The sequence below is a fragment of the Paraburkholderia aspalathi genome, from assembly GCF_905220735.1.
Taxonomy (GTDB): Bacteria; Pseudomonadota; Gammaproteobacteria; order Burkholderiales; family Burkholderiaceae; genus Paraburkholderia; species Paraburkholderia aspalathi.
In genome coordinates, this window is record NZ_CAJNBA010000003.1 from 615,794 (window position 1) to 638,213 (window position 22,420).

The 22,420-nt window shown below is 61.7% G+C and carries 22 protein-coding genes and 3 tRNA genes; 17 read left to right on the forward strand and 8 right to left on the reverse strand.

Annotation, left to right across the window (positions count from 1 at the left end):
* The first annotated feature begins 19 nt into the window (after positions 1-19).
* The 5 genes from era to nagZ all read left to right on the forward strand — a co-directional run bounded on the left by era (position 20) and on the right by nagZ (position 4,156).
* A complete protein-coding gene (era, locus tag KHO30_RS21705; RefSeq protein WP_200652972.1) occupies positions 20-919 on the forward strand; it encodes a GTPase Era in 900 nt (299 codons plus the stop codon).
* Positions 906-1,838 carry a DNA repair protein RecO gene (gene recO / locus KHO30_RS21710; RefSeq protein WP_200564617.1) on the forward strand — a complete coding sequence of 311 codons (933 nt, stop codon included), beginning with the start codon at positions 906-908 and terminating at the stop codon, positions 1,836-1,838. Before era ends, recO begins: the two co-directional genes overlap by 14 nt.
* Complete coding sequence (pdxJ, locus tag KHO30_RS21715) at positions 1,835-2,599, forward strand: pyridoxine 5'-phosphate synthase (protein ID WP_200652973.1); 765 nt, start codon at positions 1,835-1,837, stop codon at positions 2,597-2,599. Before recO ends, pdxJ begins: the two co-directional genes overlap by 4 nt.
* A gap of 16 nt (positions 2,600-2,615) precedes the next feature.
* Entirely contained in the window at positions 2,616-3,059 is a 444-nt protein-coding gene (acpS, locus tag KHO30_RS21720; RefSeq protein ID WP_200618379.1) for a holo-ACP synthase, read from the forward strand.
* 68 nt (positions 3,060-3,127) lie between these two features.
* Positions 3,128-4,156: a beta-N-acetylhexosaminidase gene (gene nagZ, locus KHO30_RS21725; protein WP_093640447.1), complete on the forward strand. Its 1,029-nt coding sequence runs from the start codon at positions 3,128-3,130 to the stop codon at positions 4,154-4,156.
* A 118-nt stretch (positions 4,157-4,274) separates the two neighbouring features.
* Here the strand turns inward: nagZ and KHO30_RS21730 are convergent, their stop codons facing one another.
* The 4 genes from KHO30_RS21730 to earP all read right to left on the reverse strand — a co-directional run bounded on the left by KHO30_RS21730 (position 4,275) and on the right by earP (position 8,494).
* On the reverse strand, positions 4,275-5,657 hold the full coding sequence (locus tag KHO30_RS21730) for a sigma-54-dependent transcriptional regulator (protein ID WP_093640444.1): 1,383 nt from the start codon (positions 5,655-5,657) through the stop codon (positions 4,275-4,277).
* Positions 5,658-5,964: 307 nt separating this feature from the next.
* On the reverse strand, positions 5,965-6,171 hold the full coding sequence (locus KHO30_RS21735; RefSeq protein WP_200618380.1) for a CsbD family protein: 207 nt from the start codon (positions 6,169-6,171) through the stop codon (positions 5,965-5,967).
* A 284-nt stretch (positions 6,172-6,455) separates the two neighbouring features.
* Entirely contained in the window at positions 6,456-7,013 is a 558-nt protein-coding gene (gene efp / locus KHO30_RS21740; RefSeq protein ID WP_093640439.1) for an elongation factor P, read from the reverse strand.
* 278 nt (positions 7,014-7,291) lie between these two features.
* Positions 7,292-8,494 (reverse strand): elongation factor P maturation arginine rhamnosyltransferase EarP, encoded by a 1,203-nt coding sequence (earP, locus tag KHO30_RS21745; RefSeq protein ID WP_211702251.1) that lies wholly within the window; start codon positions 8,492-8,494, stop codon positions 7,292-7,294.
* 257 nt (positions 8,495-8,751) lie between these two features.
* Here earP and uvrC point away from each other — a divergent pair, with 257 nt between their 5' ends.
* The 5 genes from uvrC to KHO30_RS21770 all read left to right on the forward strand — a co-directional run bounded on the left by uvrC (position 8,752) and on the right by KHO30_RS21770 (position 12,343).
* Positions 8,752-10,944 carry an excinuclease ABC subunit UvrC gene (gene uvrC / locus KHO30_RS21750; protein ID WP_093640433.1) on the forward strand — a complete coding sequence of 731 codons (2,193 nt, stop codon included), beginning with the start codon at positions 8,752-8,754 and terminating at the stop codon, positions 10,942-10,944.
* Between the two features lie 198 nt (positions 10,945-11,142).
* On the forward strand, positions 11,143-11,736 hold the full coding sequence (gene pgsA, locus KHO30_RS21755; RefSeq protein WP_054036235.1) for a CDP-diacylglycerol--glycerol-3-phosphate 3-phosphatidyltransferase: 594 nt from the start codon (positions 11,143-11,145) through the stop codon (positions 11,734-11,736).
* 215 nt (positions 11,737-11,951) lie between these two features.
* Positions 11,952-12,027 (forward strand) — tRNA-Gly (locus KHO30_RS21760).
* A 62-nt stretch (positions 12,028-12,089) separates the two neighbouring features.
* A tRNA-Gly gene (locus tag KHO30_RS21765) sits at positions 12,090-12,165 on the forward strand.
* Between the two features lie 104 nt (positions 12,166-12,269).
* Positions 12,270-12,343: transfer RNA gene (locus KHO30_RS21770), tRNA-Cys, on the forward strand.
* A gap of 145 nt (positions 12,344-12,488) precedes the next feature.
* Here KHO30_RS21770 and KHO30_RS21775 read toward each other — a convergent pair.
* Entirely contained in the window at positions 12,489-13,181 is a 693-nt protein-coding gene (locus tag KHO30_RS21775) for a hypothetical protein (protein ID WP_143131759.1), read from the reverse strand.
* A gap of 567 nt (positions 13,182-13,748) precedes the next feature.
* Here KHO30_RS21775 and KHO30_RS21780 point away from each other — a divergent pair.
* From KHO30_RS21780 to KHO30_RS21800, 5 genes are all read left to right on the forward strand, one after another.
* Positions 13,749-14,483, forward strand: coding sequence for a hypothetical protein (locus KHO30_RS21780; protein ID WP_211702253.1), 735 nt, complete (start codon positions 13,749-13,751; stop codon positions 14,481-14,483).
* A 103-nt stretch (positions 14,484-14,586) separates the two neighbouring features.
* The gene (locus KHO30_RS21785) at positions 14,587-14,991 is read left to right on the forward strand and encodes a hypothetical protein (protein WP_093640424.1); all 405 of its coding nucleotides are present in this window, start codon (positions 14,587-14,589) and stop codon (positions 14,989-14,991) included.
* 47 nt (positions 14,992-15,038) lie between these two features.
* Entirely contained in the window at positions 15,039-15,797 is a 759-nt protein-coding gene (locus tag KHO30_RS21790; RefSeq protein WP_093640421.1) for a TraB/GumN family protein, read from the forward strand.
* 180 nt (positions 15,798-15,977) lie between these two features.
* Positions 15,978-16,958 carry a sensor domain-containing diguanylate cyclase gene (locus KHO30_RS21795; protein ID WP_093640418.1) on the forward strand — a complete coding sequence of 327 codons (981 nt, stop codon included), beginning with the start codon at positions 15,978-15,980 and terminating at the stop codon, positions 16,956-16,958.
* A gap of 156 nt (positions 16,959-17,114) precedes the next feature.
* Positions 17,115-17,609 (forward strand): GNAT family N-acetyltransferase, encoded by a 495-nt coding sequence (locus KHO30_RS21800; protein ID WP_211702255.1) that lies wholly within the window; start codon positions 17,115-17,117, stop codon positions 17,607-17,609.
* A 79-nt stretch (positions 17,610-17,688) separates the two neighbouring features.
* Here KHO30_RS21800 and KHO30_RS21805 read toward each other — a convergent pair whose 3' ends face one another.
* The 3 genes from KHO30_RS21805 to KHO30_RS21815 are packed head-to-tail and all read right to left on the reverse strand — an operon-like array spanning position 17,689 to position 19,632.
* On the reverse strand, positions 17,689-18,573 hold the full coding sequence (locus tag KHO30_RS21805; protein ID WP_211702257.1) for a cytochrome c oxidase assembly protein: 885 nt from the start codon (positions 18,571-18,573) through the stop codon (positions 17,689-17,691).
* A 9-nt stretch (positions 18,574-18,582) separates the two neighbouring features.
* Positions 18,583-19,044, reverse strand: coding sequence for a copper chaperone PCu(A)C (locus KHO30_RS21810; protein WP_054036246.1), 462 nt, complete (start codon positions 19,042-19,044; stop codon positions 18,583-18,585).
* A gap of 18 nt (positions 19,045-19,062) precedes the next feature.
* Positions 19,063-19,632 (reverse strand): SCO family protein, encoded by a 570-nt coding sequence (locus KHO30_RS21815; protein WP_244864100.1) that lies wholly within the window; start codon positions 19,630-19,632, stop codon positions 19,063-19,065.
* A gap of 474 nt (positions 19,633-20,106) precedes the next feature.
* Here KHO30_RS21815 and otsB point away from each other — a divergent pair, with 474 nt between their 5' ends.
* Together otsB and otsA are read left to right on the forward strand one after the other, a co-directional pair.
* Positions 20,107-20,856 (forward strand): trehalose-phosphatase, encoded by a 750-nt coding sequence (gene otsB, locus KHO30_RS21820; RefSeq protein WP_200653102.1) that lies wholly within the window; start codon positions 20,107-20,109, stop codon positions 20,854-20,856.
* Positions 20,857-20,923: 67 nt separating this feature from the next.
* Positions 20,924-22,384 carry an alpha,alpha-trehalose-phosphate synthase (UDP-forming) gene (gene otsA, locus KHO30_RS21825; protein WP_093640665.1) on the forward strand — a complete coding sequence of 487 codons (1,461 nt, stop codon included), beginning with the start codon at positions 20,924-20,926 and terminating at the stop codon, positions 22,382-22,384.
* Positions 22,385-22,420 lie beyond the last annotated feature (36 nt).

The following is a 22,420-nucleotide window of genomic DNA, read 5'->3' on the forward strand; positions in this document are numbered from 1 at the left end:
AACCTGCCGTAGCCCGAATATGAACGCTCCCACTCCCACTGGTTTTCGCTGCGGCATGGTCGCGATCGTTGGCCGCCCGAACGTTGGCAAGTCCACGCTGATGAATGCGCTGGTCGGCCAGAAAGTCAGTATCACGTCGCGCAAGGCGCAGACCACGCGCCACCGCATCACCGGCATTCACACATTTGAAGACGCGCAGTACATCTTCGTCGACACGCCGGGTTTCCAGACCAAGCACAGCGGCGCGCTGAACCGTTCGCTCAACCGCGCGGTCACGTCCACGCTGAGTTCGGTCGACGCGATTCTGTTTGTGATTGAAGCCGGCCGCTTCGGCCCGGACGATCAGAAGGTGCTCGACCTGATTCCGCCGTCGGTACCCACGCTGCTGATCGCGAACAAGCTCGATCGCGTGTCGGATAAGGACTCGCTGTATCCGTTCATGCAGCAGGTGAGTGCGCTGCGTCAGTTCAACGAGATCGTGCCGCTGTCGGCGAAGAATGCGGACGACATCAAGCGTTTGCTGGAGACGATCAAGCCGTTCCTGCCGGAAGGCGCACCGATTTACGGCGAAGACGATCTGACCGATCGTAGCGAGCGCTTTCTTGCCGCCGAAATCCTGCGCGAAAAAGTGTTCCGCTGGACCGGCGACGAACTGCCGTACACGAGCACCGTGCTGATCGACAAGTTCGAAACCGAGGGGCGTCTGCGCCGCATTTTCGCGACCATCCTGGTGGAGCGCGACACGCAAAAAGCGATGATCATCGGCCAGAAGGGCGCCAAGCTGAAGCAGATCAGCACCGAAGCGCGCCTTGATATGGAAAAGCTGTTCGACGGCCCGGTGTATCTGGAAACCTTCATCAAGGTGAAGAGCGGCTGGGCTGACAACGAAGCCGGACTCCGTGCGTATGGGTACGAATGACGCGTGGATGACGCTGAATTCCGACGCTGACCCGGACGACTCGGCGCCGGCAGCGCCGGCACGCGAGCCGTCCAAACCGGCTCGCAGTACCAAAAAATCCTCATCGAGCGCCAAAAGCGCTCAGGGTGCTCAAAGCGGCGCTCAAGGCGCCGAAGGCGAGCCGCGCAAAGCGCCGCCGCGCCGCGCGCCTCGCACCTCCGCGTCCGATTACCGGATCGCTGAGCAACCCGCTTTTGTCCTGCACAGTTATCCGTATCGTGAGACCAGCCTGATCATTGACGTGCTGTCGCGCGATCACGGCCGTCTTGCGCTCGTCGCAAAGGGCGCGAAGCGTCCGCACTCCGCTTTGCGCGGCGTGCTGCAGACGTTCCAGCCGCTCGCCTTGTCGTGGACCGGCAAATCCGAAGTGCGCACATTGACCGGCGCAGAGTGGGTCGGCGGCATGTTGCCTTTGGCGGGCGACGCGCTGCTCTGCGGTTTCTATGTCAACGAACTGCTGGTCAAATTCTGCGCACGCGAAGACCCGCATCCGCAACTGTTCCATCATTACGTCGTCACGATGACGCGCCTCGCGCATGACGAACCGCCCGTGCAGGTGCTGCGTTCGTTCGAACGCGTGCTGCTGCGGGAAACCGGTTATGCGATGGCGCTCGATCGCACCGTTGCGCGCAAAGCGGTGCAGGCCGAAGGCCGCTACGTGTTCGATCCGGAACGCGGCGTGCGTGAAGCATCGGACGATCTGCCCGCGCAATGGCCGGTGATCGCCGGACAGACCTTGCTCGATATGGAAAAGGACGATTACCATCGAGCGCAGACTGTGGCGCAAAGCAAAACGCTGATGCGCTTTCTGCTCAACACTTACCTTGGCGGCACGCCGCTCGCGACGCGCCAGATACTGATCGACTTGCAGAACTTATGAGCTTCTTTCTTACGTCGCCGAACGTGATTGACCTGGGCGTGAACATCGATCACGTCGCCACGCTGCGCAACGCGCGCGGCACGTCTTACCCCGATCCGATCCGCGCCGCGTTGATGGCCGAAGAGGCCGGCGCTGATGTGATCACGCTGCATCTGCGTGAAGACCGCCGCCATATCGTCGACGCCGACGTGCGCAAGCTGCGGCCGCTGTTGAAAACGCGCATGAATCTGGAATGCGCGGTCACGCAGGAAATGCTCGACATCGCGTGCGAAGTGCAGCCGCACGACACTTGCCTCGTGCCGGAAAAGCGCCAGGAACTGACGACTGAAGGCGGCCTCGACGTCGTCGGCCAGTTCGAAGCCGTGCGCGCCGCATGCAGGCAACTCGCCGAAGCGAGCTCGCGCGTGTCGCTCTTCATCGATCCGGACGAAACGCAAATCCGCGCCGCGCACGAAGCGGGCGCGCCGGTGATCGAGCTGCACACGGGCCGCTATGCCGAAGCGCACGATCCCGCCGAACAGCAGCGCGAATATGAGCGCGTGGTGCGTGCCGTCGAATTCGGCGCGACGCTCGGCATCAAGGTCAATGCGGGTCATGGCCTGCACTACACCAACGTTCAGCAGATCGCCGCGATCGAAGGCATCGTCGAATTGAATATCGGTCACGCGATCGTCGCGCATGCGATCTTCGCCGGGTGGGACAACGCCGTGCGCGAGATGAAGGCGATCATGGTCGCCGCCCGTCTCGGCGCAAGCGCGTAACGCCGCGGCGCCGAACATGACGATCTACGGCATCGGTACGGATATCGTTCAAGTCAGCCGCGTGGCCGCGGTGATGACACGCACCAACGGCCGCTTCGCCGAAAAGGTGCTCGGCCCGGAGGAACTGCGCGTGTATCACGCGCGTCACGCGCGGTCGGCGGCGCGCGGACTCGCATTTCTCGCCACGCGGTTCTCGGCCAAAGAAGCCTTCTCAAAAGCGATCGGCCTCGGCATGCGTTGGCCGATGACCTGGCGCGCGCTGCAAACGCTCAACAAACCGAGCGGCGAGCCGATGGTGGTGGCATCGGGCGAACTGGCCGAATGGCTCGACGCGCGCGGCATCACGGCGCGCGTGACGATCAGCGACGAACGCGATTACGCGGTGTCGTTTGTGATTGCGGAAACCGGGGATGCGGCGCGAGGGCCGGAGGCCCCCCACGCACCCGCCAGCGACGAATAAAAATATTCTGAACGCGGCGCACGTCGGCCGTGTCTCTCTTAGCTTCAAGCTTTTTCTAGCGGAATTCGATGAAACTCACTCCCGGACCGGTAATGCTCGACGTGGTCGGCACAAGGCTGAACCACGACGACAAACGCCGCCTTGCCCATCCTATGACCGGTGGCGTGATCCTGTTCACCCGGCATTACGAGAGCCGCGCACAATTGATCGCGCTGACCGATTCGATTCGCGCGATTCGCGACGATCTGCTGATTGCCGTCGACCACGAAGGTGGCCGCGTGCAGCGCTTTCGCACCGACGGCTTCACGGTGTTGCCGGCCATGGGCAAGCTTGGCACGCTGTGGGACAGCGACGTGCTGCACGCCACGAAGGTGACGACTGCAGTGGGCTACATTCTCGCGTCTGAGTTGCGCGCATGCGGCATCGATATGAGTTTCACGCCGGTGCTCGATCTGAATTACGGCCAGTCGCAGGTGATCGGCGATCGCTCGTTTCATCGCGACCCGCGCGTCGTGACCTTGCTGGCGAAGAGCCTCAGTCACGGCCTTGCGTTGGCCGGCATGAGCAATTGCGGCAAACATTTCCCAGGACACGGCTTCGCGCACGCGGACTCCCACGTCGCGATGCCGGTCGACGACCGTTCGCTCGATGAAATCCTGCGCGAGGACGCGGCGCCGTACGACTGGCTCGATGTGTCGCTCGGGGCGGTGCTGCCCGCCCATGTTGTTTATCCGCAGGTCGACTCGAAGCCGGCGGGTTTTTCGCGTGTATGGCTGCAGGACATCCTGCGCAAGAAATTGCGTTTCGAAGGCGCGGTCTTCAGCGACGACCTTTCGATGGAAGCCGCGCGCCAGGGCGGCACGCTGACGGAAGGCGCGACCGCCGCACTGCAGGCCGGCTGCGACATGGTGCTGATCTGCAATCAGCCGGACGAAGCGGAGAAGGTGCTGGACGCGCTGCGCTTCACGCCGTCGAAGGAGTCGCAGCAGCGGCTCAAGCGCATGCGGCCGCGCGGCAAGGCGCTCAAGTGGAGCAAGCTGGTCGCCGAGCCGCAGTATCTGCAAGCGCAAACTTTGTTGCGCAGTGCGTTTGCTTGAGCAACCGGTAAAGAGCGAATCCACAACTCAAGCGTTTGCATCGAACAAAAAAACGGCGCCTCTTTCAGGCGCCGTTTTCAATTCAAGCCAAGCCTGCCGCGAAGCCGGCCTCATCCCGTCAGTTCAGACGCATCCGTTGCAGCTTGTTGTACAGCGTCTTCGGACTGATCCCCAGCAGCGATGCCGCGCGATGGCGTGTGCCGCCAACCGCATCGAGTGTTGCGCGAATCAGCATTTCCTCGACGTCCGCGAGAGGCGTGCCGACGGTAACCTGCACGCGGCTGCCGTTCAGATCGCGCCCGTTTACCGAGCCCGCTTCATCGGCGCGCAACGATTCCAGGACGTCGCCCGATGCGTGATACGCGCGGCGCACGCGATCCTGCAACTCGCGCACATTGCCCGGCCACTCGTACGAGAGGCACTCGCGCAGGAAGTTGGGTCCGACCTGCTTGGCCGTTTCCGAGGTGCCGCGCGTGATCGCTTCGTGATTCAACTCGTCGACAACGGCTTGCGCGATCAGCGTCGGATCGTCGCCGCGCTCGCGCAACGGCGGCAGCGATATCGCGGCCGCTTCGAGACGTAACGCCAAGTCTTCGTGCAGGCTGCCGTCGGCGACCGCCGCGCGCGGGTTTTTGCGCGTCGAGGCGATCAGCCGGAAGTCGGTCGCCACCTGATTCGTGCCGCCGACTCGCATGAAGGTCTGCGAATCGAGTGCACGCAGCAGCGCTTCCTGCTGGGCGCGCGGCAGTTCGGCGATTTCGTCGATGAACAGCGTACCGCCACTGGCCTGCTCGAACAGGCCCGGCTCGCGCTGTTCGGCACCGCTGAACGCGCCGCGTTCGTGGCCGAACAGCACGCTGTCGAGCGAGCGGTGCGCCGCGACGCTGGCCGCCGTCCGGCAGTCGAACGTGATGAACGGTCCTTTGCGGCGCCGGCTCATGTCGTGCAGCGTGCGCGCGGCAAGCTGCTTGCCCGTGCCGGCTTCGCCGGAAATCAGCACAGCGGCTTCGGTCGGCGCGATATGTTCGATCGTGTCGTAGACATGCTGGATCGCACCGCTGCGGCCGAGCAGCGAGCCGAAACGACCGAGTCGGCGCAGCGACGCGCGTAGCGTCTGGACTTCTTCGGTCAGCTCGTACGGACGCGGAATCCGGGCGAGCAGGCTGCGCAGGCGCGGGATATTGACCGGTTTAAGCAGATAGTCCCAGATGCCGTGCCGCAGACCCTCGATCGCGCTCTCGACCGTCGCGTTGCCGGTCATCACGATCACGGGCAGGGCGCCGCCGGGTGGATGCGCGGGCAGGTGCTGCAACACGTCGAGCCCGCTGCCGTCCGGCAGATTCAGGTCGACCAGCACGACGTCGGGGATGAAGCGCGTCAATGCGGCCCGGGCCTCGGCGATGGTGGTCGCGGTGTCGACAGAGAAGCCGTCGGCGGCGAGGATGGCGGACAGGCCTGACAGGCTATTGGGATCGTCTTCAACAATCAGGGCGTGTGGCATGGCGAGCGCTATTTTTGGATGGACGGAATACCCGATACGCCGCGCCGGTGCTCTGGCGCGCGACACGGGCGCGATGGCTGGCCGGTACTGTCGGTCGAATGCCGGACCGCATGGGCAGCGCCTGCCGGGACGGCGGGATAGCCGCGGCCCGATTGGCATGGGCGCAGCGCAAGCCGCGGAACACGGCCTGCAAGCGGATCTGGGGCGATTCGACTCACGTAGTTCTGGTCCTTTGCTTTTCAGTGGATGCCCGCCCTGACGCGTTGTGACGCGTGGAGGGGCACCTGTATTTTCTTCATTCGACCGGTCAGAAATCCCGATGGCTGTCGAAGAAACGCCGTACCTCGAGTTCCGCTTGCTGGCGAGTCTTACCGTAGCGTTCCTGGATCAGGCCGGCCAATTTGTCGACCCGGCCTTCTGCCTTGGTCAATTCATCGTCCGTCAATTCACCCCATGCTGTCTTGGCCTTGCCGACCATTTGCTTCCACTTGCCTTCAGCGATGTCGTGATTCATGTCGCATCTCCGGAGTTGAGGGAATCAAGCCTTACTGGCCTCTATCGGAGAGAAGCATGGACTGTGCCACAGACAATTACTTAAGCTTATCAATGGTTTATTTGACGCAAGATAGGAAGGAAAGCACAACGGACAGGCATTTTTGAGAAAGGGCCGGTAAAGATTTCCACAACCATACACGGCGGCGCAAAAAAGAAAAAGCGCCCAAAGTGGGCGCTTTTTTCTTGCCAATTATTTTTCGCCGCGCCGGACTTGCTCCGCCGCGGGATTCAGGCTGCAGGCGCTTAGGCGCGGCTGCGGTACTCGTGCGTACGCGTGTCGATTTCGATCTTGTCGCCGATGTTGCAGAAGAGCGGCACTTGCAGTTCGAAACCGGTGGTCAGCTTGGCGTTCTTCAACACCTTGCCCGACGACGTATCGCCCTTGACAGCCGGTTCCGTGTAGATGATTTCACGGACCAGCGTGGTCGGCAGTTCGACGGAAATGGCTTTCTCGTTGTAGAACACGACTTCGCAAGCCATGCCGTCTTCGAGGTAATGGAGGGCGTCGCCCATCATTTCACCTTCGACTTCGAACTGGTTGTAGTCGGCGTCCATGAACACGTACATCGGGTCAGCGAAGTACGAGTACGTGACTTCCTTGCGTTCCAGCACGACGACGTCGAACTTGTCGTCAGCCTTGTACACGCTTTCCATGCCTGCGCCACTCAGCAGGTTCTTGAACTTCATCTTGACGACGGCGGAGTTGCGGCCCGATTTGTTGTATTCGGCCTTTTGCACGACCATCGCGTCTGCGCCGATCATGACTACGTTGCCGGTGCGGAGTTCCTGTGCGGTCTTCATAAAACTGTCCTGTACGAAATAAGTAGCTTCAACTTTTGCTCAACGGCATACGGCGCAAGCGGATCGGCCTGCCGGGTTTGCCTTGCGAATTGGTCTGGCCCGTGGGTCTAGCCCCTGAGTTTGGTCCCTGAGTCTGGCCCATGAGTCTTGCTCCATTATCCGGGCGAATTTGCCAGACGAATTTGCAAGACGAGTCTGCCGGATGAATTGGTCAAACGAGTTTGCCAAACCTCGCCACGGTCGGGCCGCGCTTGCGTCGTCGGCCGTTGGATAACCGCTTATTTTAACTGAGTTTTTGCGAACAAGGCCAGATTTCCGGCGAGGTCGCCCACCTGGGCCAGTTCGCCGGCCCATTCGGCCGCGCGCTGCTTCAGCGCCGCGCGGTGGCGCTGGAATTCCGCCCAGTCCGGCTGGCCCGCGCCGTTCCATGCGTGCCAGAAGCGCGCGAGGGCGTCCCGCGCCTCGGTGGGCAGGGTGCGGGCGTAGTGGGCGAGCGCGGCATCGAGCTTCGGCAAATGGGCGTCGTCGGCCTGGGGGTAGATGTGCCAGACAAAGGGTTTGGCGGCCCATTGGGCGCGCACGAACGAATCTTCGCCGCGCACGAAATTGACGTCGCTGGCCCACAGGAGCGTGTCGTAACCCGGTTGCTCGGTGAAAGCGAGCGCGTGAACGCTGAGGCTGCCGCGCTCGGCGTGCGAACCGGCAGCGAATGTCGGCAACCCGAAAAAGCGCGCGACTGCGCCCGAAATGCGCCCTTCCGGCACCAGCAGAACGACCGGTTCGGCGCTGTCGCGCCATTGTTCGAGCAGGCTGTCGATGGCGGGGTTTTCGTAGGCGAACAGCGAGACGACTGTGGCCGCGGGCGGGGGCGGCGCACGGCCGGTGGTCTTCAGCCACCACGCTTCGCGCTCCGGTTGCGAGGCCTCGAAGGCCGCGCGTGCGGCGTCTAGATGCCGCTCCTTGAGTACGCCGCCGGTGCCAAGGCCGAGTCCCGGGAAAAAGAAGGTCTTGGTCAGCGGGTAGCGTGGATGCGGCGACGGCCGCAGATGGAAATCCGCGACCCAGTCTTCGGCGCTCAGGTATTCGAGGTTGAACCAGACCGGCGCTCGCTCGCGCCGCGCCATTGCGGCGACGTAGATCGGCGGCAACTCGCAGCCGAATGCCTCGATCACGACGTCAGCCACTTCGAGCGTATCGCCCGCGTGGGCCGGCTCGTGCCAATGCTCGACGATGATGCCGCCGACTGCCTGGCGCGCGCGATCAAGCGCCAGCGACGGGCACAGTTTCTGGAACGCATGCAGATCGTCGACAAACACACGCACCTGCCAGCCGTGCTCACTCGCCAACTGGCGCGCGAGACGCCAGCACACGCCGATGTCGCCGAAATTGTCGATGACCGCGCAGAAGATATCGCAGGCAATCCCTGTGGGCGCGGCCGCGGGTTGTTCGGAAACGGGCCTAACGGAGGAAGCGGAGGACATGGTGGCGTGGTCGCAGAGTGGAACAGGTGGCGCGGTCGGGTTCTGCAGGGTCTTGCCGGCGGGCGACGCAAGCGGCTTCAGCCGCCGGCTTCTACGGGAGCATCACACCATTCGATGCAGCAGGGTTCGAACGCGCGCGGAATGCTCTAAACTGGCGATTCTAAAGCACTCGCCCGCGGTTCCGCGCCTCAGTGACCACTCAGCGCGCAGCGCGTGAGCAGAGGCTTTGCGACACTGTCCCAGCCAACCGATCCTGCATGACCGAACCCGAAGCAACTGACGTTTTCGAGCCGAAAAAAGTGCTCGCCCAATTGCCGCATCTGCCCGGCGTCTATCGCTATTACGATACGCAGGGCACGGTCCTTTACGTGGGCAAGGCGCGCGATCTCAAGAAGCGCGTCTCGAGCTACTTCACGAAGACGCAACTGTCGCCGCGCATCGCGATGATGGTGACGCGCATTGCGCGCATCGAGACGACCGTCACGCGCTCCGAGGCCGAAGCGCTGCTGCTCGAAAACAACCTGATCAAGGCGCTGGCGCCGCGTTACAACATCCTGTTTCGCGACGACAAGTCGTATCCCTATCTCAAGCTGACCGGTCACAAGTTTCCGCGCATGGCGTACTACCGCGGCTCGGTGGATCGCAAGAACCAGTACTTCGGGCCGTTCCCGAGTGCGTGGGCGGTGCGCGAAAGCATCCAGATCCTGCAGCGCGTTTTTCAGTTGCGCACGTGCGAGGACTCCGTGTTCAACAACCGCACGCGGCCGTGTCTGCTGCATCAGATCGGCCGCTGCACGGCGCCGTGCGTCGCGGCGATTAGCGAAGAAGATTACGCGCGCGATGTCGCCAATGCGTCGCGCTTTCTGCTCGGCCGGCAGGGCGAGGTAATGAAGGAGCTCGAGCAGAAAATGCACGCGTTCGCGAGCGAGCTGAAGTTCGAGCAGGCCGCGGCGGTGCGCAATCAGATGAGTTCGCTGTCGACGGTGCTGCATCAGCAGGCGATTGAAGTCGGCGGCGATAGCGATGTGGATATTCTCGCGGTGGTCGCGCTCGGCGGGCGCGTGTGCGTGAATCTCGCGATGGTGCGCGGCGGGCGGCATCTGGGCGACAAGGCGTATTTTCCGTCGCACGTGGAAAGCGCATTGACGGTCGGCGAGGGCGGGCTTGAACAAGGCGGCGACGATGAACTGCTGGTCGATGCTGATCTGGTGTCTGACGAGACCGCGAACAGCATGAACGCTTCGTCCGATGCAGCTGACGCGCTCGCAATCGCCGGGCAGATGCCGTCCGAAGATGACGACGACGAGGCCGATGCTGCTGTCGAGGCTGAAGGTGAAGAGGGCGATGAGATCGAGTCCGAAGTCGAGCCTTCGGCGCCACGCAAAGGCCGTGCAACCGTCGGCGGGATCGAATCTGAAGTGCTGGAGGCGTTCATCGCGCAGCACTACATCGGCAATCGCGTCCCGCCGGTGCTCGTGGTCAGCCATGCGCCGTCCACGCGCGAACTGGTCGACGTGCTGATCGAACAGGCCGGCCACAAGGTGACGGTGCTGCGCCAGCCGCAAGGTCAACGGCGCGCATGGCTCGCAATGGCCGAGCAGAACGCGCGGCTCGCGCTCGCACGCCTGCTCTCGGAACAAGGCTCGCAGCAGGCCCGTACGCGCGCGCTCACCGACACGCTCGGCATGGAGTGCGATGACCTCGCGCATCTGCGTATCGAGTGCTTCGACATTAGCCACACGATGGGCGAGGCGACGCAGGCGTCGTGCGTGGTGTATCACCATCACAAGATGCAGTCGTCCGAATACCGGCGCTACAACATCACCGGCATTACGCCCGGTGACGACTACGCGGCAATGCGTCAGGTGCTGACGCGTCGCTACGAAAAGATGGTCGCGCAGGCGGCTGCGAACGCCGCGGACGAAGCCGCCGAATTGCAAAGCGACGCGGCTGCGGACCCGTCGCTCGCAGCGGATGCCGCGGAACCGGCTGCGGCCGGCGGCATCCTGCCGACCATCGTGCTGATCGACGGTGGCAAGGGTCAGGTTGAAATCGCGCGCCAGGTGTTCACCGAACTGGGTCTCGATACCGGCATGCTGGTCGGTGTCGCGAAGGGCGAGGGACGCAAGGTCGGTCTCGAGACCTTAATTTTCGCGGACGGCCGTGCGGCGCTCGAACTTGGCAAGGAGAGCGCGGCGCTGATGCTGGTCGCGCAAATTCGTGACGAGGCGCACCGCTTTGCGATTACCGGCATGCGCGCGAAGCGCGGCAAGACTCGCCAGACCTCTCGGCTCGAAGAGCTCGAAGGGGTAGGCGCGAAGCGGCGTCAGAGGCTATTGGCGCGCTTCGGCGGGCTGCGTGGGGTGGTTGCGGCCAGTGTCGAGGATCTGGCTAGCGTCGAAGGAATTTCGCAGGCGCTTGCTGAGCAGATCTATCGGCAATTGCACTGATCTGTAGTACGCCACGCTGCCCCAGACGGGCAACGTGCGGCCAATGGGTCGCGCAGAAGCGCTCAGCAAGCGGCTGATAAGTGTCCGACAAACGGTGCTCCGGCGCGGCGCCTGCCAGGCCCCGCGCGCCGCTTTGCTTGTGGCAGGCCCTGTGACACGGCACAATTGCATCTCCCTTGTCAGACGCTGCGCCTGCCCATGCCGTTTAATTTCCCGATTTTCCTGACTTGGCTGCGGATCGTCCTGATTCCGCTCGTCGTCGGCGTGTTCTATTTGCCCGACATGATGATGAGCCCGGCGCACCGCAATCTGGCCGCCGCGACGATTTTCATTCTGGCGGCGCTCACCGACTGGTTCGACGGCTTTCTGGCCCGCAAATGGAACCAGACCTCGGCGTTCGGCGCGTTTCTCGATCCGGTCGCCGACAAGCTGATGGTGACGGCTGCGTTGCTGGTGCTCGTGCAACTCGCACGGATCGATTCGGCGATCGCGCTGGTGATCGTCGGGCGCGAGATCGCCATCTCGGCGTTGCGTGAATGGATGGCGCAGATCGGCGCATCGAAGAGTGTCGCGGTGAATTCGCTCGGCAAGTTCAAGACGGTGTGCCAGATGGTCGCGATTCCGATGCTGCTGTTCTACGGGCCGTTGCCGTTCGGTGGTGGGGTGTCTGTCGATACGCGCGTGTGGGGCCTGTGGCTGATCTATCTGGCCGCGTTCCTGACGATCTGGTCGATGCTCTATTACATGAAACTCGCGTGGCCGCAGATCCGCGAACGGAGTGGCGTCGCCTGATTGGAAAACGTTCGGGGCGCGATGCCCGAGCGGCTGAAGCGTGCCCGAACGTCGGTCAAGCATGAGTGAAATCTTTTCCGTTAAAGACATTCGCAAAAGGGGTTGACACGTTTCAGTCGTTTCTCCATAATCTCGTTTCTCCGATGCACGCAGTTTGAAGCGCGGTGGCAGTAAGAGAGTAGTTGCAGTAACAAGGCAGAAGTTAGCAGCACATTGCGGGAGTAGCTCAGTTGGTAGAGCGCAACCTTGCCAAGGTTGAGGTCGCGAGTTCGAGCCTCGTCTCCCGCTCCAAATTTTGAAGCAACGCGTTGTTTGGCGCAGTAAAAGTGCAAGGCGTTGTGAAGTAGGGCAATGCGGGAGTAGCTCAGTTGGTAGAGCGCAACCTTGCCAAGGTTGAGGTCGCGAGTTCGAGCCTCGTCTCCCGCTCCATACATAAGGGGAAGCAGCGCTTCCCTTTTTGTTTGGTGGGTCAGTCCTTACGGTCGCCCGCCAGACAAATCTGAGAATCTGCAGCTAGATTCCAGTCCGCTTGCGGCGCGATAGCAAAGCGGTTATGCAGCGGCCTGCAAAGCCGTTTAGGCCGGTTCGACTCCGGCTCGCGCCTCCAGTAGTTGATGTAAAGAAAAGCCCCGACTTGTCGGGGCTTTTCTTTTTTCGGCGACGTTGTCGCCGAAATCAACCTGGCGCGTTTCGGTGTCCGGCATCAGCGCTTACCGTGTTGCACCACGCAGCCGAACAACCGCTACTTCAAATCAAATGGGATGATTCAGATCGGCCGCGAGCTGGGATGCGATGTTGTTCGCCCCTTCCGTCAAACCCTGCTTGATGTCGGTAGCAGACACATTCAACTTCGCGTAGTTGAACGTTTTCCGGTATATGGCATTACCGGAATTGAGCGGGTCGGAATCGTTCGGTTTATTCCTGAACTGCCGCAAGTTGTCGGACTTCGGATACATCACGACATTAGCGGACACATAAAGGTTTCCAGACTGCAACTGGTAGCCGACATCGACGAACATGACTGCGCTTGCTGAAGCATTGTCAAAGACGATTCTTTTCTGCGTGCTCGAGTTGACAGTCTCGACATTGAGTGGCGCTGCAAACTTGATGGTCTCGAGCGAGCCGACTGCGTCGTTGGACGCCTGCTTCATGACGGCGCGGAAGTCATAATCGTGCAGTTGCTCAAACATCGGAGCGGCGGCGCTTTCTGCCGAGGATCGGCGGGCCGCATCGATGCCCGCTACAATCAGCGCGCCGAGCAGGCCTGCGCCACCGGCGTTGGTCGGCGTTACTGTCACCAACAAGCTATTCTGGGGAATGAATAGCGCACCGGCTACCGGCCCAAGTTCATGCTGCTCCTGCTTCGTTACCGACATGGGCGGCGTCGTCGCGCATCCCGCCAACGCTGCGATAGACAGCAATAAAAAGAGGTTTCTCAGGTTCATTTAGGGGATCAGCTTCCGAGTTAGCGTGTAATTAAGATTTCAGCGCTCGTAAGCCATATGGCCTTCCCACCCGTCGTTTCGGCGAAGTCCTGCGGTATCGCAGAAAGTCGAATAGAGGAAGTCAAATGGATCGTGCGTCTGCGATATTCTTAACGACAGATCCGCGGTTAACTTTAGCGCACGGTGACATTAAAGCGTCGTCGAAGACGGGCTGCATTCAGCGAGGGGTCGTTCTCGAATCGTGCGGTCTGTATTCACGAAGAGGGCAGTGACTCAATACAAGCAAGCCTGAGAGGTCCATGCCATCGCGACTGTTATCGGTTAGCCGTGACCGGTCATCTGTGTCTTTCATTTTTGTTGTTTTGTCTTTCAATTTTATTCCAGGTTTTTTTAGAGTCCGGAATAAAGCATTGATCGCTGGCGGTTCGACGCCGATCATGTAAAGTAGCTCAGGCTGCTTCGCATATTCGGAAACATCGTTAGAGATACGATGCAATGGTTCTAGATGTTTCCAGGTCGCGAAAGCACGGGGCAGGGCAAACCCGCTGTTAATACAACATACGACCGATGAAAAAAAACATAACCGCTGCTGTGCTGTTTACCATTGGGTTGCCACTGCTGGCGATCGCGCAATCGGCGCCGCCTCCCGACATTAAAGGCGGGGATTCGTGGACCTACGTCAACACCTTTGAGAAAACGCCTTCAATATGGCGCCAGACGCACGACGAAGTGACGGTCCTGCGCGCAACCCCTGCCCACATTTATTACACCTCGAAGCAGGCGGGCTCGACCCAGGTGCCGAACGAAGTGATAGCAGGCGCCGACTGGAGCCGAGAGCGCAACGTGAATGGCGCGGAGGTGGTCGTCAATCGGCCGTTCGCTTTCCCGCTATCGCCGGGCAAAACCTGGAACCTCGAATATACGGAACAGCATCCGAACAAGACCTTCGCTTCGCAAAAGTGGAGCAGCCAGTATCGGGTGGTGGATACTGAAACCGTCGAGGTACCGGCAGGAAAATTCCAGGCGATTAAAGTCGAAGCGGAAGGCGAATGGGTTGCGCAACTCGAGCCGACTCAGACCGTTACTCAAGCCGTGCAGACGCAGCAAGGCGACACCGCCATGATCACTCACGCACAGAAAACCGGCCCCGTTCAGGTGACCGGACGCACTTATAAAGCGTTCTGGTATGTGCCTGAGATTGGCCGCTGGGTAAAGTCAGTGGAAGAATATTACGGCAGTAATGGTGTGCGAAACGAGCGCTATATAGGCGAACTGGAGTCGTTCAAAAGAGGCACGGAATGATTCGAATGTTGACGATTAAACTGTCCGCTTTTGCTGCGTAAAAGAAAAAGCCCCGTACGTCGGGGCTTTTTTTAATCCTTCCTGAATGCAAAACGGATAAGACATGCGTATCTCAAACCCCGTACGCCGCTCCTTCTATTTGCGCCTGATCTACGCGCTGTGTCTCTGCGGCGCCACCTGGACGCATCTGCAGGTGGCTTTGATCCACGGGCTCGGGTGGGACTACGGCGGCGCGGCGCCGCTGACACAAATCTACTGGACGTCGCTGCTCTTCATCGATCCGCTAACGGTTCTGCTATTGCTGTTGAGTCCGAGAGCAGGGCTGATCCTCTGCGTCGCTGTCATCTTCACGGACGTGGTGCACAATTCATGGTTCGCGTTGCACTATCCGATCCGCTTGGACCTGTACGTTTCGCAGATCGCTTTCCTGCTGTTCGTCGCGTTCACGGTGCGGACCGCATGGCGAGGGGCCGCGAGTCGGGCCGCCGCCCCGCGCGCCGCTGATTGAATTGCCCGATTGCCGCTTTGCGCAATTGCCCGTCTACACGAGGCTGCATGTACCTACAACTCACCGGCACCAACGTCCGTCTGCTCGGCTCGATGCATCTGTTTCCAGCGACGAGCCGCAGAACGCCGCCATGGATCGCCGAAGCGTATGACTGGGCCGAATCGCTGGTCTTCGAATCCGATCCGCCGACGATCCTGCCGTTTCTCAAGGCTCCCGCGCAAGGCGGTGCTGATCAGTTGCGGCCTTTGCTCTCCGCCGATGCCTGGAATCAGCTCCAGGCTGTGTGGCCCGTCGAGGGCCCGTTGGCACCGCTCGTCGAGCTACGTCCTTGGGCCGCACTGATCGTCGCGCCGACGCTGTTCCAGCAGGTCGTCGAAGGCGTCGAGCCGCGCATGCTGCGCTCGGCGCTCACGCAAGCCAAACCGTACCAGTATCTCGAGACCGCGCAGGACGTGGCGGCATCGCTCGAATCGATTTCGCTTGAAGCAGTTGGCACCGCGCTCGGCATGCTGATGTCCGATCTCGGCGAACCGCAGCGCACGCTCGAGCGGATGCACGCCGCGTGGTTGCATGGCGATCTGGAAGCCGTGCACCAGATCGCTGTCGAGTCGCCAATGTTCAATCTGCCCGGCATCCGCCATGCCATTCTCGATGCGCGCAATCGCGCGTGGGCGGCGCGCGTGACGGCGCTGCTCGGGCGGCCGGAGCGCACCCTGGTGGTGGTGGGCGCGCTGCATCTGTGTGGGCCCGGTAACCTGATCGACTGTCTCGCACAGCCCGTCGAGCCGGTTTTCTTAAGCTGCTAGCGGATTTGCCGCCGGGCGGCAGCGTCGGCGCAATTCACCGTCAATACCGGGATAGCGTGCCCGGATTAGGGCGCAATCAGGCGGAACTCCAGTAGCCGGGCTCAATCCGACGGTATGGATGCCGCTATACACTATGTGCCTGCGACGCCGGTCAACCTCCATGGCTCTACGGAATACGACATGCATGTCCCACTGACGCCCGTTAATGAAAGTGCCCGCCTCGACACACTGCGTGCGCTGAACATCCTGGATACCTTGCCCGAAGAGCGCTTCGACAGGCTGACGCGTCTCGCCAAACGGCTATTCGGCGTGCCGATCGCGCTCGTGAGCATCGTCGATGCGGACCGGCAGTGGTTCAAATCGTGCGTCGGCTTGACCGCGAGTGAGACTTCTCGCGACGTGTCGTTCTGTGCACACGCAATTCTCGGCGACGAAATCCTGATGATCCCCGACACGCTGGCGGACGAGCGTTTCCACGATAACCCGCTCGTCACGAACAATCCGAATATCCGTTTCTATGCCGGCTGTCCCCTTACGGTTCCGAACGGCAGCAAGCTCGGCACGCTTTGTCTGATCGACGTAAAGCCACGCGGCCTTGACGAGGAAGAGCGCGAGTTGTTGCGCGATCTGGCGCGTATGGCCGAACAGGAACTGGTGGCGGTGCAACTGGCCACACTCGACGACCTGACGTTGTTGTCGAACCGCCGCGGTTTCGAAGCGCTCGCACAACATGCGTTGAATGTCTGCAAGCGGATGGACAAACCGGCGTCGCTGCTGTTTTTCGATCTGAACGATTTCAAGCTGATTAACGATACCCACGGCCACGCGGAAGGCGACCGCGCATTGAAGACCTTCGCCGAGGTGTTGCGCTCTGCGCTGCGCGAAAGCGATGTGATCGGGCGACTCGGCGGCGACGAGTTCGTCGCGCTTCTGACCGACTCGGGCAGCATGGAAACGCTGGAGGTCACGCAACGTCTCACGAAACTGCTGGACGAGCGCAATGCCGAGGCCCAGCGTGGTTATCAGATCCGCTATAGCGTCGGCCAGATTCAGTACGATCCTGAGCGCCATGCATCAATCGCCGAATTGCTCGCGGCGGCCGATGCGGCGATGTATAGCCACAAACAGGCGTCGAAGGCGCGGGCGGCGCGTGGCGGTTGAGCGCGGCTGACTGCAGTATGTGTGCGGGTGGGGCGTCGGTCATGGGTCGCCGCTGAACTCGCCAATACAGGCGCGGCATAGCCTAAGATCCCCACGCGCGGCATAATTTCGCATTGCCGCCATCCCTGCTGGCGTACCTCTTTTTGAAGTCTTCCCATGACTGAACCGCAGCAAACCGCCGCCACGCGACTGGCGCAACTCGAATGGCGCTGGAAAGCGTTCGAAGACCTCACGGCCGCGGAAGTTTACGCGATGCTGGCCGCGCGCAGCGCGGTGTTCGTCATCGAGCAGAACTGCTTGTATGGCGATATCGACGGGCTCGATTCAGATGCCTGGCACCTGTTTGCCTTTGGCCCCGGTGAAAAGAAGCCGGCGCTCGCGGGCTATCTGCGCGTGCTGTTGCCGGACGCCGACGACACCGATATCCGCATTGGCCGCGTACTGACCACGGCGGAATTCCGCGGCATCGGCGTCGGCAACGCGATGCTCGAACGCTCGCTCGCGCATATCCGCGCGCAGTGGCCGGGTACGCCGATCCGTTTGCATGCGCAGGCGCATCTGCAAGGCTTTTACGGGGCATTCGGCTTTACGCCGGTGTCGGAGATTCACGAAGAGGACGGCATCCCGCACGTGTGGATGCGTTCGGCCTGAAAAGCCAGGGCGCAACCGGACTCGGCGTTCGCGCGCCGACCGGCTTCAACCGCCGCGACTTCAATCGATTCGAGAATGCTTAGCGCTGGCTGCTCGCAGGCGTTGACGCGGGCTGCGTCAAACCTTGCGTCACCTTGACGCGCCGCTCGCTGCGCAGCCGTCCGCGTGCCGACAAGCGCATCCAGTGACGCAACGCCAACAGCGCGCCGATCACGCTCATCATCGAGCCCGGAATCCACAGCAACAGCCCGCCGATTTGCTGATCGCGCATTGGGCTCAGCCACGTGAAGGCGCGGCCGCAAATCGAGTAGATCGGATACAGTTCGCGCGGCGTAAAGAAGATAAACGCGCCGAGCATGATCTGCGGCGGAATCGCAGCAATCACCACCAGTACGCGCTTGCCGGGCGACAAACGCGCCGGCGGCGCCGGGCGCGGATCGAGCACGAGCCACCAGAACAGCAGCCCGTCGATCACCATGCTCCAGTTCATCACGCGATAAAGCCGCCAGTCGAGCATCGCCATGAAATGAATTGGCGACATCAGCCAGAAGTAGATCAAGCCGACGAACAACGTGACGGCGACCACCGGATGCATCACCACGTCGAGCAGCTTGCGTACTACCGGCGTCTCCAGCGCAGGCCGCACGAAGCGTTGCCGCCAGCTGAATGGAATGCCCGCGCGCAACGCGGCGCCTGGATAGGAGAGGGCGATAAAGAACGGCCCGAGGTGATGCAGCACCAGATGCTGCGCGCGATGCATGAAGAACTCATGCTCGAAGAAATAATCGAGCCGCGTATGCAGCGCGACGTACAACGCCACCAGCCCGAACCAGAAGGAAATGCGCCGGGGTATCGACACTTTCGCTTTGTGCGCACCACGCACGAAAAGAATCGCCGGCACCAGCAAGGCGATGACGACGGTCGGCGAAAACTCCCAGGGGTCGAGCCAGTAGAGCAGGTTCATCGCGGGACGTTACTTGGTCTGGGCGGGCGACTTGACGGCGAACGGCGTATCGAGCGTTTCGCCGTCGGAGAACTTCAGCGTCAGATGCACGGTGTCGCCCGGTGCGACCTTGTGCTTCGCGTCTTCGAGCATCACGTGATAGCCGCCCGGCGCGATCGCCACCTGGCCATGCGCGGGCACCGTCAGCTTGTCAACCATCACCATCTTTTGCGTCGAGCCATTCGATACGGTTTGATGCAGCATCGCGTCGCCGTAGTCGTTGCTGGAAATATCGACGAGGTCGACCGGCTTGTCGCTCGCGTTCACCAGCGTCACGTAGCCGGCGGCGGGGAGATTGTTCGGCAGCCAGCGCACCCACGCGTCCTTGACGCTGATCGCGTTCGCACCGGCGGCATGCGCGGCCGAAGCGAAACCGAATGAGAGGGCGAGGGTGCAGCTCAGTGCGGCGAACGTTTTGATCTTGATCGACATGGGTGAACTCGAGAAAGGTCAGGAACGGTCATCAACGATGCGGCGCAGGTCTTGTGCGATCGCATCGGGCGTATCGTGATCGGTGGCGAGCAGGCGCGCGTGGCCTTGCGGGTCGAACACGTAGACGGCCGAGCTATGAGTGACTTCGTAGTTGCCGTTGGGGTCGCGCTTTTCCATCTGATAGGCGACCCGGTAGCGCTTGGCGAGCGACTCGATCTGCCAGTCGGTGCCGGTTAGGCCCTCTGCGTGCTGCGAGTCGAAAGCGCCGACGTAGTCATGCAGCGCTTTGGGCGTGTCGCGCGCCGGATCGACGGTGATGAACAGGATGCGCACTTTTTGCGCGTCCGGGCCGAGTTTGCCGAGTACCTGCATCAGTCGGCCCATCGTTTCTGGGCAGACGTCCGGACAATGCGTATAACCAAAGTAGACGAGCGACGTGCGGCCTTTGAACGAATCACCGGTTACGGCGCGGCCGTCGTCGCCAGTTAGCGTGAAGTCGAGATCCGGCAAGTGGCCGGTCACGTTGGTCAACTGGAACGGTTCGGCGGGATGCGTGCAGCTGGTTAGCGCAGCGAGTGCGCCCACCATGGCGGTCAACGCGACCAGGCGCCCGGGCCACGGCCGGCGTGGCGTTAAGAGGTTCGACTGTTGGTGGCGGGACGAGAGGATGGGGAACAAAGCAGGGTTCAATGACTCGATTGAAGAGCAGCGCCTGACGCTGCCCGTAAACTGACTCGGTTGATTCGTGCCAGGCGCGCGGCCCGTCATGGTGTGCAAATAGCGTCGTCGCTGCAATGGTCTGCGTGGCAGCGACTGTATCGCAAAATCTCCGATGACGTCGCGCAGCGCCCGCGGGCGCGCGGTTTGCGAGGCAATTTGACGCAGGCGACTGAAAGCTCGCTGAAGCCCGATTGTTCTCTTTTTGAACGCAATCGTGAGCGGCGTCGGCTGCGCCGGCCTGCCAGGCTTGTGTCCCGGCTTACTTTCTCGAAAAATTGACGGATGCGCGGTAAGATGCGCACACTTTTCCGGCCGCAGAAGGCTGAAAGGCAAAATTAACCGATGCAAGCACTTCCGGCTGTTCTGTCTCCTGGTGAGACGGCATTTTTCTTCGACTTCGACGGCACGCTCGTCGAACTCGCGCCCACGCCGGACGGCGTGCTGGTGCAACCGCGCGTGATCGGGCTGCTGACCGAGTTGCGCAGTCTCACGAACGGCGCGGTCGCGATCGTGTCGGGCCGCGGCATCGACAGCATCGACAGTTTTCTCGGCATGCCCGATCTGCCGATCGCGGGTCTCCATGGCGCCGAGCGGCGCGACGCGAACGGCGACACACAGCGCATCGGTTTTCACGACGAGCGCCTGTTGCGTATGGAGCAGGTGCTCGCGCAGGTCGTCAACGAACATCCCGGCATGCTGCTCGAGATCAAAGGGGCGGCGCTCGCGCTGCACTACCGCAACGCGCCCGACCGCGAGCCGGTGGCGCGCGAGGCGACCGAGCGGCTGGTGGCCGATTATCCCGGTTCGTATGTGTTGCAGCCGGGCAAGATGGTCTACGAAATCAAGCCGAAGGACGTCGACAAGGGCCGCGCGATGCGCGCGTTCCTGGAAGAGCCGCCGTTCGTGGGGCGCACGCCGGTGTTTGCCGGCGACGATCTGACCGACGAGAAAGGCTTTGCCGTCGTCAACGAGCGCGGTGGCCTGTCGATCAAAGTAGGCGCGGGCGACACGATGGCGCATACGCGAATCGAGTCGGTCACGGCGCTGCTCGACTGGCTGGAATCGATTGTCGCGGCCGCGCGCGGAGCGTGATCTTGACACCGTCGGTTGCGCCCCATCCCCTAACGACCATGACTAATTGCATCGGGAATCGCGCTTCATGAGCCGACTGATCATCGTATCGAACCGGGTTGCGCCGATTTCGGAGGGCGGCCCGGCGGCGGGTGGCCTGGCGGTCGGCGTATACGACGCGCTGAAGGAAACCGGCGGCATGTGGTTCGGCTGGAGCGGCGATGTGCTGAGCTCGGGCCAGCCGCAGATCAAGGTGGAAGAGCGCGGACCGGTGACCTTCGCGACCATCGCGCTGATGCGCCGCGATTATGACCAGTACTACCGCGGTTTCTCGAACGCCACGCTGTGGCCCGCGTTCCACTATCGCGCCGATCTTCTGCAATACGACCGGCACGATTTCGAAGGCTATTGCCGCGTCAACGCGTGGCTCGCCCAGCAACTGGTCCCGCTATTGCGCGAAGACGACGTGATCTGGGTCCACGACTATCACCTGATTCCGTTCGCCCAGGCGTTGCGCGCGGCCGGCGTGAAAAATCGCATCGGCTTCTTTCTGCATATTCCGTTTCCGGCGTCGCAGGTATTGCTGGCGGTGCCGCCGCATCGCGAGCTGGTCGAAGCGCTGTGTTCGTTCGATCTGCTCGGCTTCCAGACCGCGCCGGATTTGCGGGCGTTCTGCGACTACATCGTCAATGAGGCGAACGGCACGGTCGACATATCCGCCAGCGGCCCGCTCACCGTCCATGCGTTCGGCCGCACCTTGCGCGCGGCGGCGTATCCGATCGGCGTCTATCCGGACGAAATCGCCGAACTCGCGAAGGCGGGCGAGCGCGGCAAGCCGGTTCGCACGATGAAGACGGCACTGCATTCGCGCAAGCTGATCATGAGCGTGGACCGCCTCGATTATTCGAAGGGGCTGGTCGAACGTTTCCGCGCGTTCGAGCGCTTGCTGGAACATTTCACCGCGCAACGCAACCAGGTGTCGTTCCTCCAAATCGCACCGCCGACGCGGGCCGACATGAACGCGTATCAGGACATCCGCCTGCAACTCGAAGGGGAGTCGGGGCGCATCAATGGCCGTTTTGCCGAACTGGACTGGACACCAATCCTGTACATCCATAAGCAGTACGAGCGCTCGGTGCTGGCTGCGCTGTTTCGTACCGCGCATGTCGGCTACGTCACGCCGTTGCGCGACGGCATGAACCTCGTCGCCAAGGAGTACGTGTCGGCGCAGGATCCGGACAATCCGGGCGTGCTCGTGCTGTCACGCTTTGCCGGGGCCGCGCAGGAACTGGATGGTGCGCTGATCGTGAATCCGGTCGATATCGACGGGATGGCCGAGGCGTTGGCGAGAGCGCTGGAGATGCCGCTTGTGGAGCGCCAGGCGCGTCATCGCGACATGATGGTGCAATTGCGCGAGAACAACGTATCGGTGTGGCGCGACAACTTCATGCGCGATCTTCAGCGCGTCGATGGTGCGAAAAGCACCAGAACCGTGAAGGTGCGTGCCGGATCGGGCAAGAAGACGGCGCGCGAAACCACGGTCGGATAGGTGGTTTCGAGGCCAATTAGAATTGCCTCTGGAAAA

Excerpts from the sequence above, each read along its gene's own strand:
- era (WP_200652972.1), top strand. The coding sequence starts at position 20 with ATGAACGCTCCCACTCCCACTGGTTTTCGCTGCGGCATGGTCGCGATC.
- recO (WP_200564617.1), top strand. The coding sequence starts at position 906 with ATGGGTACGAATGACGCGTGGATGACGCTGAATTCCGACGCTGACCCG.
- pdxJ (WP_200652973.1), top strand. The coding sequence starts at position 1,835 with ATGAGCTTCTTTCTTACGTCGCCGAACGTGATTGACCTGGGCGTGAAC.
- acpS (WP_200618379.1), top strand. The coding sequence starts at position 2,616 with ATGACGATCTACGGCATCGGTACGGATATCGTTCAAGTCAGCCGCGTG.
- nagZ (WP_093640447.1), top strand. The coding sequence starts at position 3,128 with ATGAAACTCACTCCCGGACCGGTAATGCTCGACGTGGTCGGCACAAGG.
- KHO30_RS21730 (WP_093640444.1), bottom strand. The coding sequence starts at position 5,657 with ATGCCACACGCCCTGATTGTTGAAGACGATCCCAATAGCCTGTCAGGC.
- KHO30_RS21735 (WP_200618380.1), bottom strand. The coding sequence starts at position 6,171 with ATGAATCACGACATCGCTGAAGGCAAGTGGAAGCAAATGGTCGGCAAG.
- efp (WP_093640439.1), bottom strand. The coding sequence starts at position 7,013 with ATGAAGACCGCACAGGAACTCCGCACCGGCAACGTAGTCATGATCGGC.
- earP (WP_211702251.1), bottom strand. The coding sequence starts at position 8,494 with ATGTCCTCCGCTTCCTCCGTTAGGCCCGTTTCCGAACAACCCGCGGCC.
- uvrC (WP_093640433.1), top strand. The coding sequence starts at position 8,752 with ATGACCGAACCCGAAGCAACTGACGTTTTCGAGCCGAAAAAAGTGCTC.
- pgsA (WP_054036235.1), top strand. The coding sequence starts at position 11,143 with ATGCCGTTTAATTTCCCGATTTTCCTGACTTGGCTGCGGATCGTCCTG.
- KHO30_RS21775 (WP_143131759.1), bottom strand. The coding sequence starts at position 13,181 with ATGAACCTGAGAAACCTCTTTTTATTGCTGTCTATCGCAGCGTTGGCG.
- KHO30_RS21780 (WP_211702253.1), top strand. The coding sequence starts at position 13,749 with ATGAAAAAAAACATAACCGCTGCTGTGCTGTTTACCATTGGGTTGCCA.
- KHO30_RS21785 (WP_093640424.1), top strand. The coding sequence starts at position 14,587 with ATGCGTATCTCAAACCCCGTACGCCGCTCCTTCTATTTGCGCCTGATC.
- KHO30_RS21790 (WP_093640421.1), top strand. The coding sequence starts at position 15,039 with ATGTACCTACAACTCACCGGCACCAACGTCCGTCTGCTCGGCTCGATG.
- KHO30_RS21795 (WP_093640418.1), top strand. The coding sequence starts at position 15,978 with ATGCATGTCCCACTGACGCCCGTTAATGAAAGTGCCCGCCTCGACACA.
- KHO30_RS21800 (WP_211702255.1), top strand. The coding sequence starts at position 17,115 with ATGACTGAACCGCAGCAAACCGCCGCCACGCGACTGGCGCAACTCGAA.
- KHO30_RS21805 (WP_211702257.1), bottom strand. The coding sequence starts at position 18,573 with ATGAACCTGCTCTACTGGCTCGACCCCTGGGAGTTTTCGCCGACCGTC.
- KHO30_RS21810 (WP_054036246.1), bottom strand. The coding sequence starts at position 19,044 with ATGTCGATCAAGATCAAAACGTTCGCCGCACTGAGCTGCACCCTCGCC.
- KHO30_RS21815 (WP_244864100.1), bottom strand. The coding sequence starts at position 19,632 with ATGGTGGGCGCACTCGCTGCGCTAACCAGCTGCACGCATCCCGCCGAA.
- otsB (WP_200653102.1), top strand. The coding sequence starts at position 20,107 with ATGCAAGCACTTCCGGCTGTTCTGTCTCCTGGTGAGACGGCATTTTTC.
- otsA (WP_093640665.1), top strand. The coding sequence starts at position 20,924 with ATGAGCCGACTGATCATCGTATCGAACCGGGTTGCGCCGATTTCGGAG.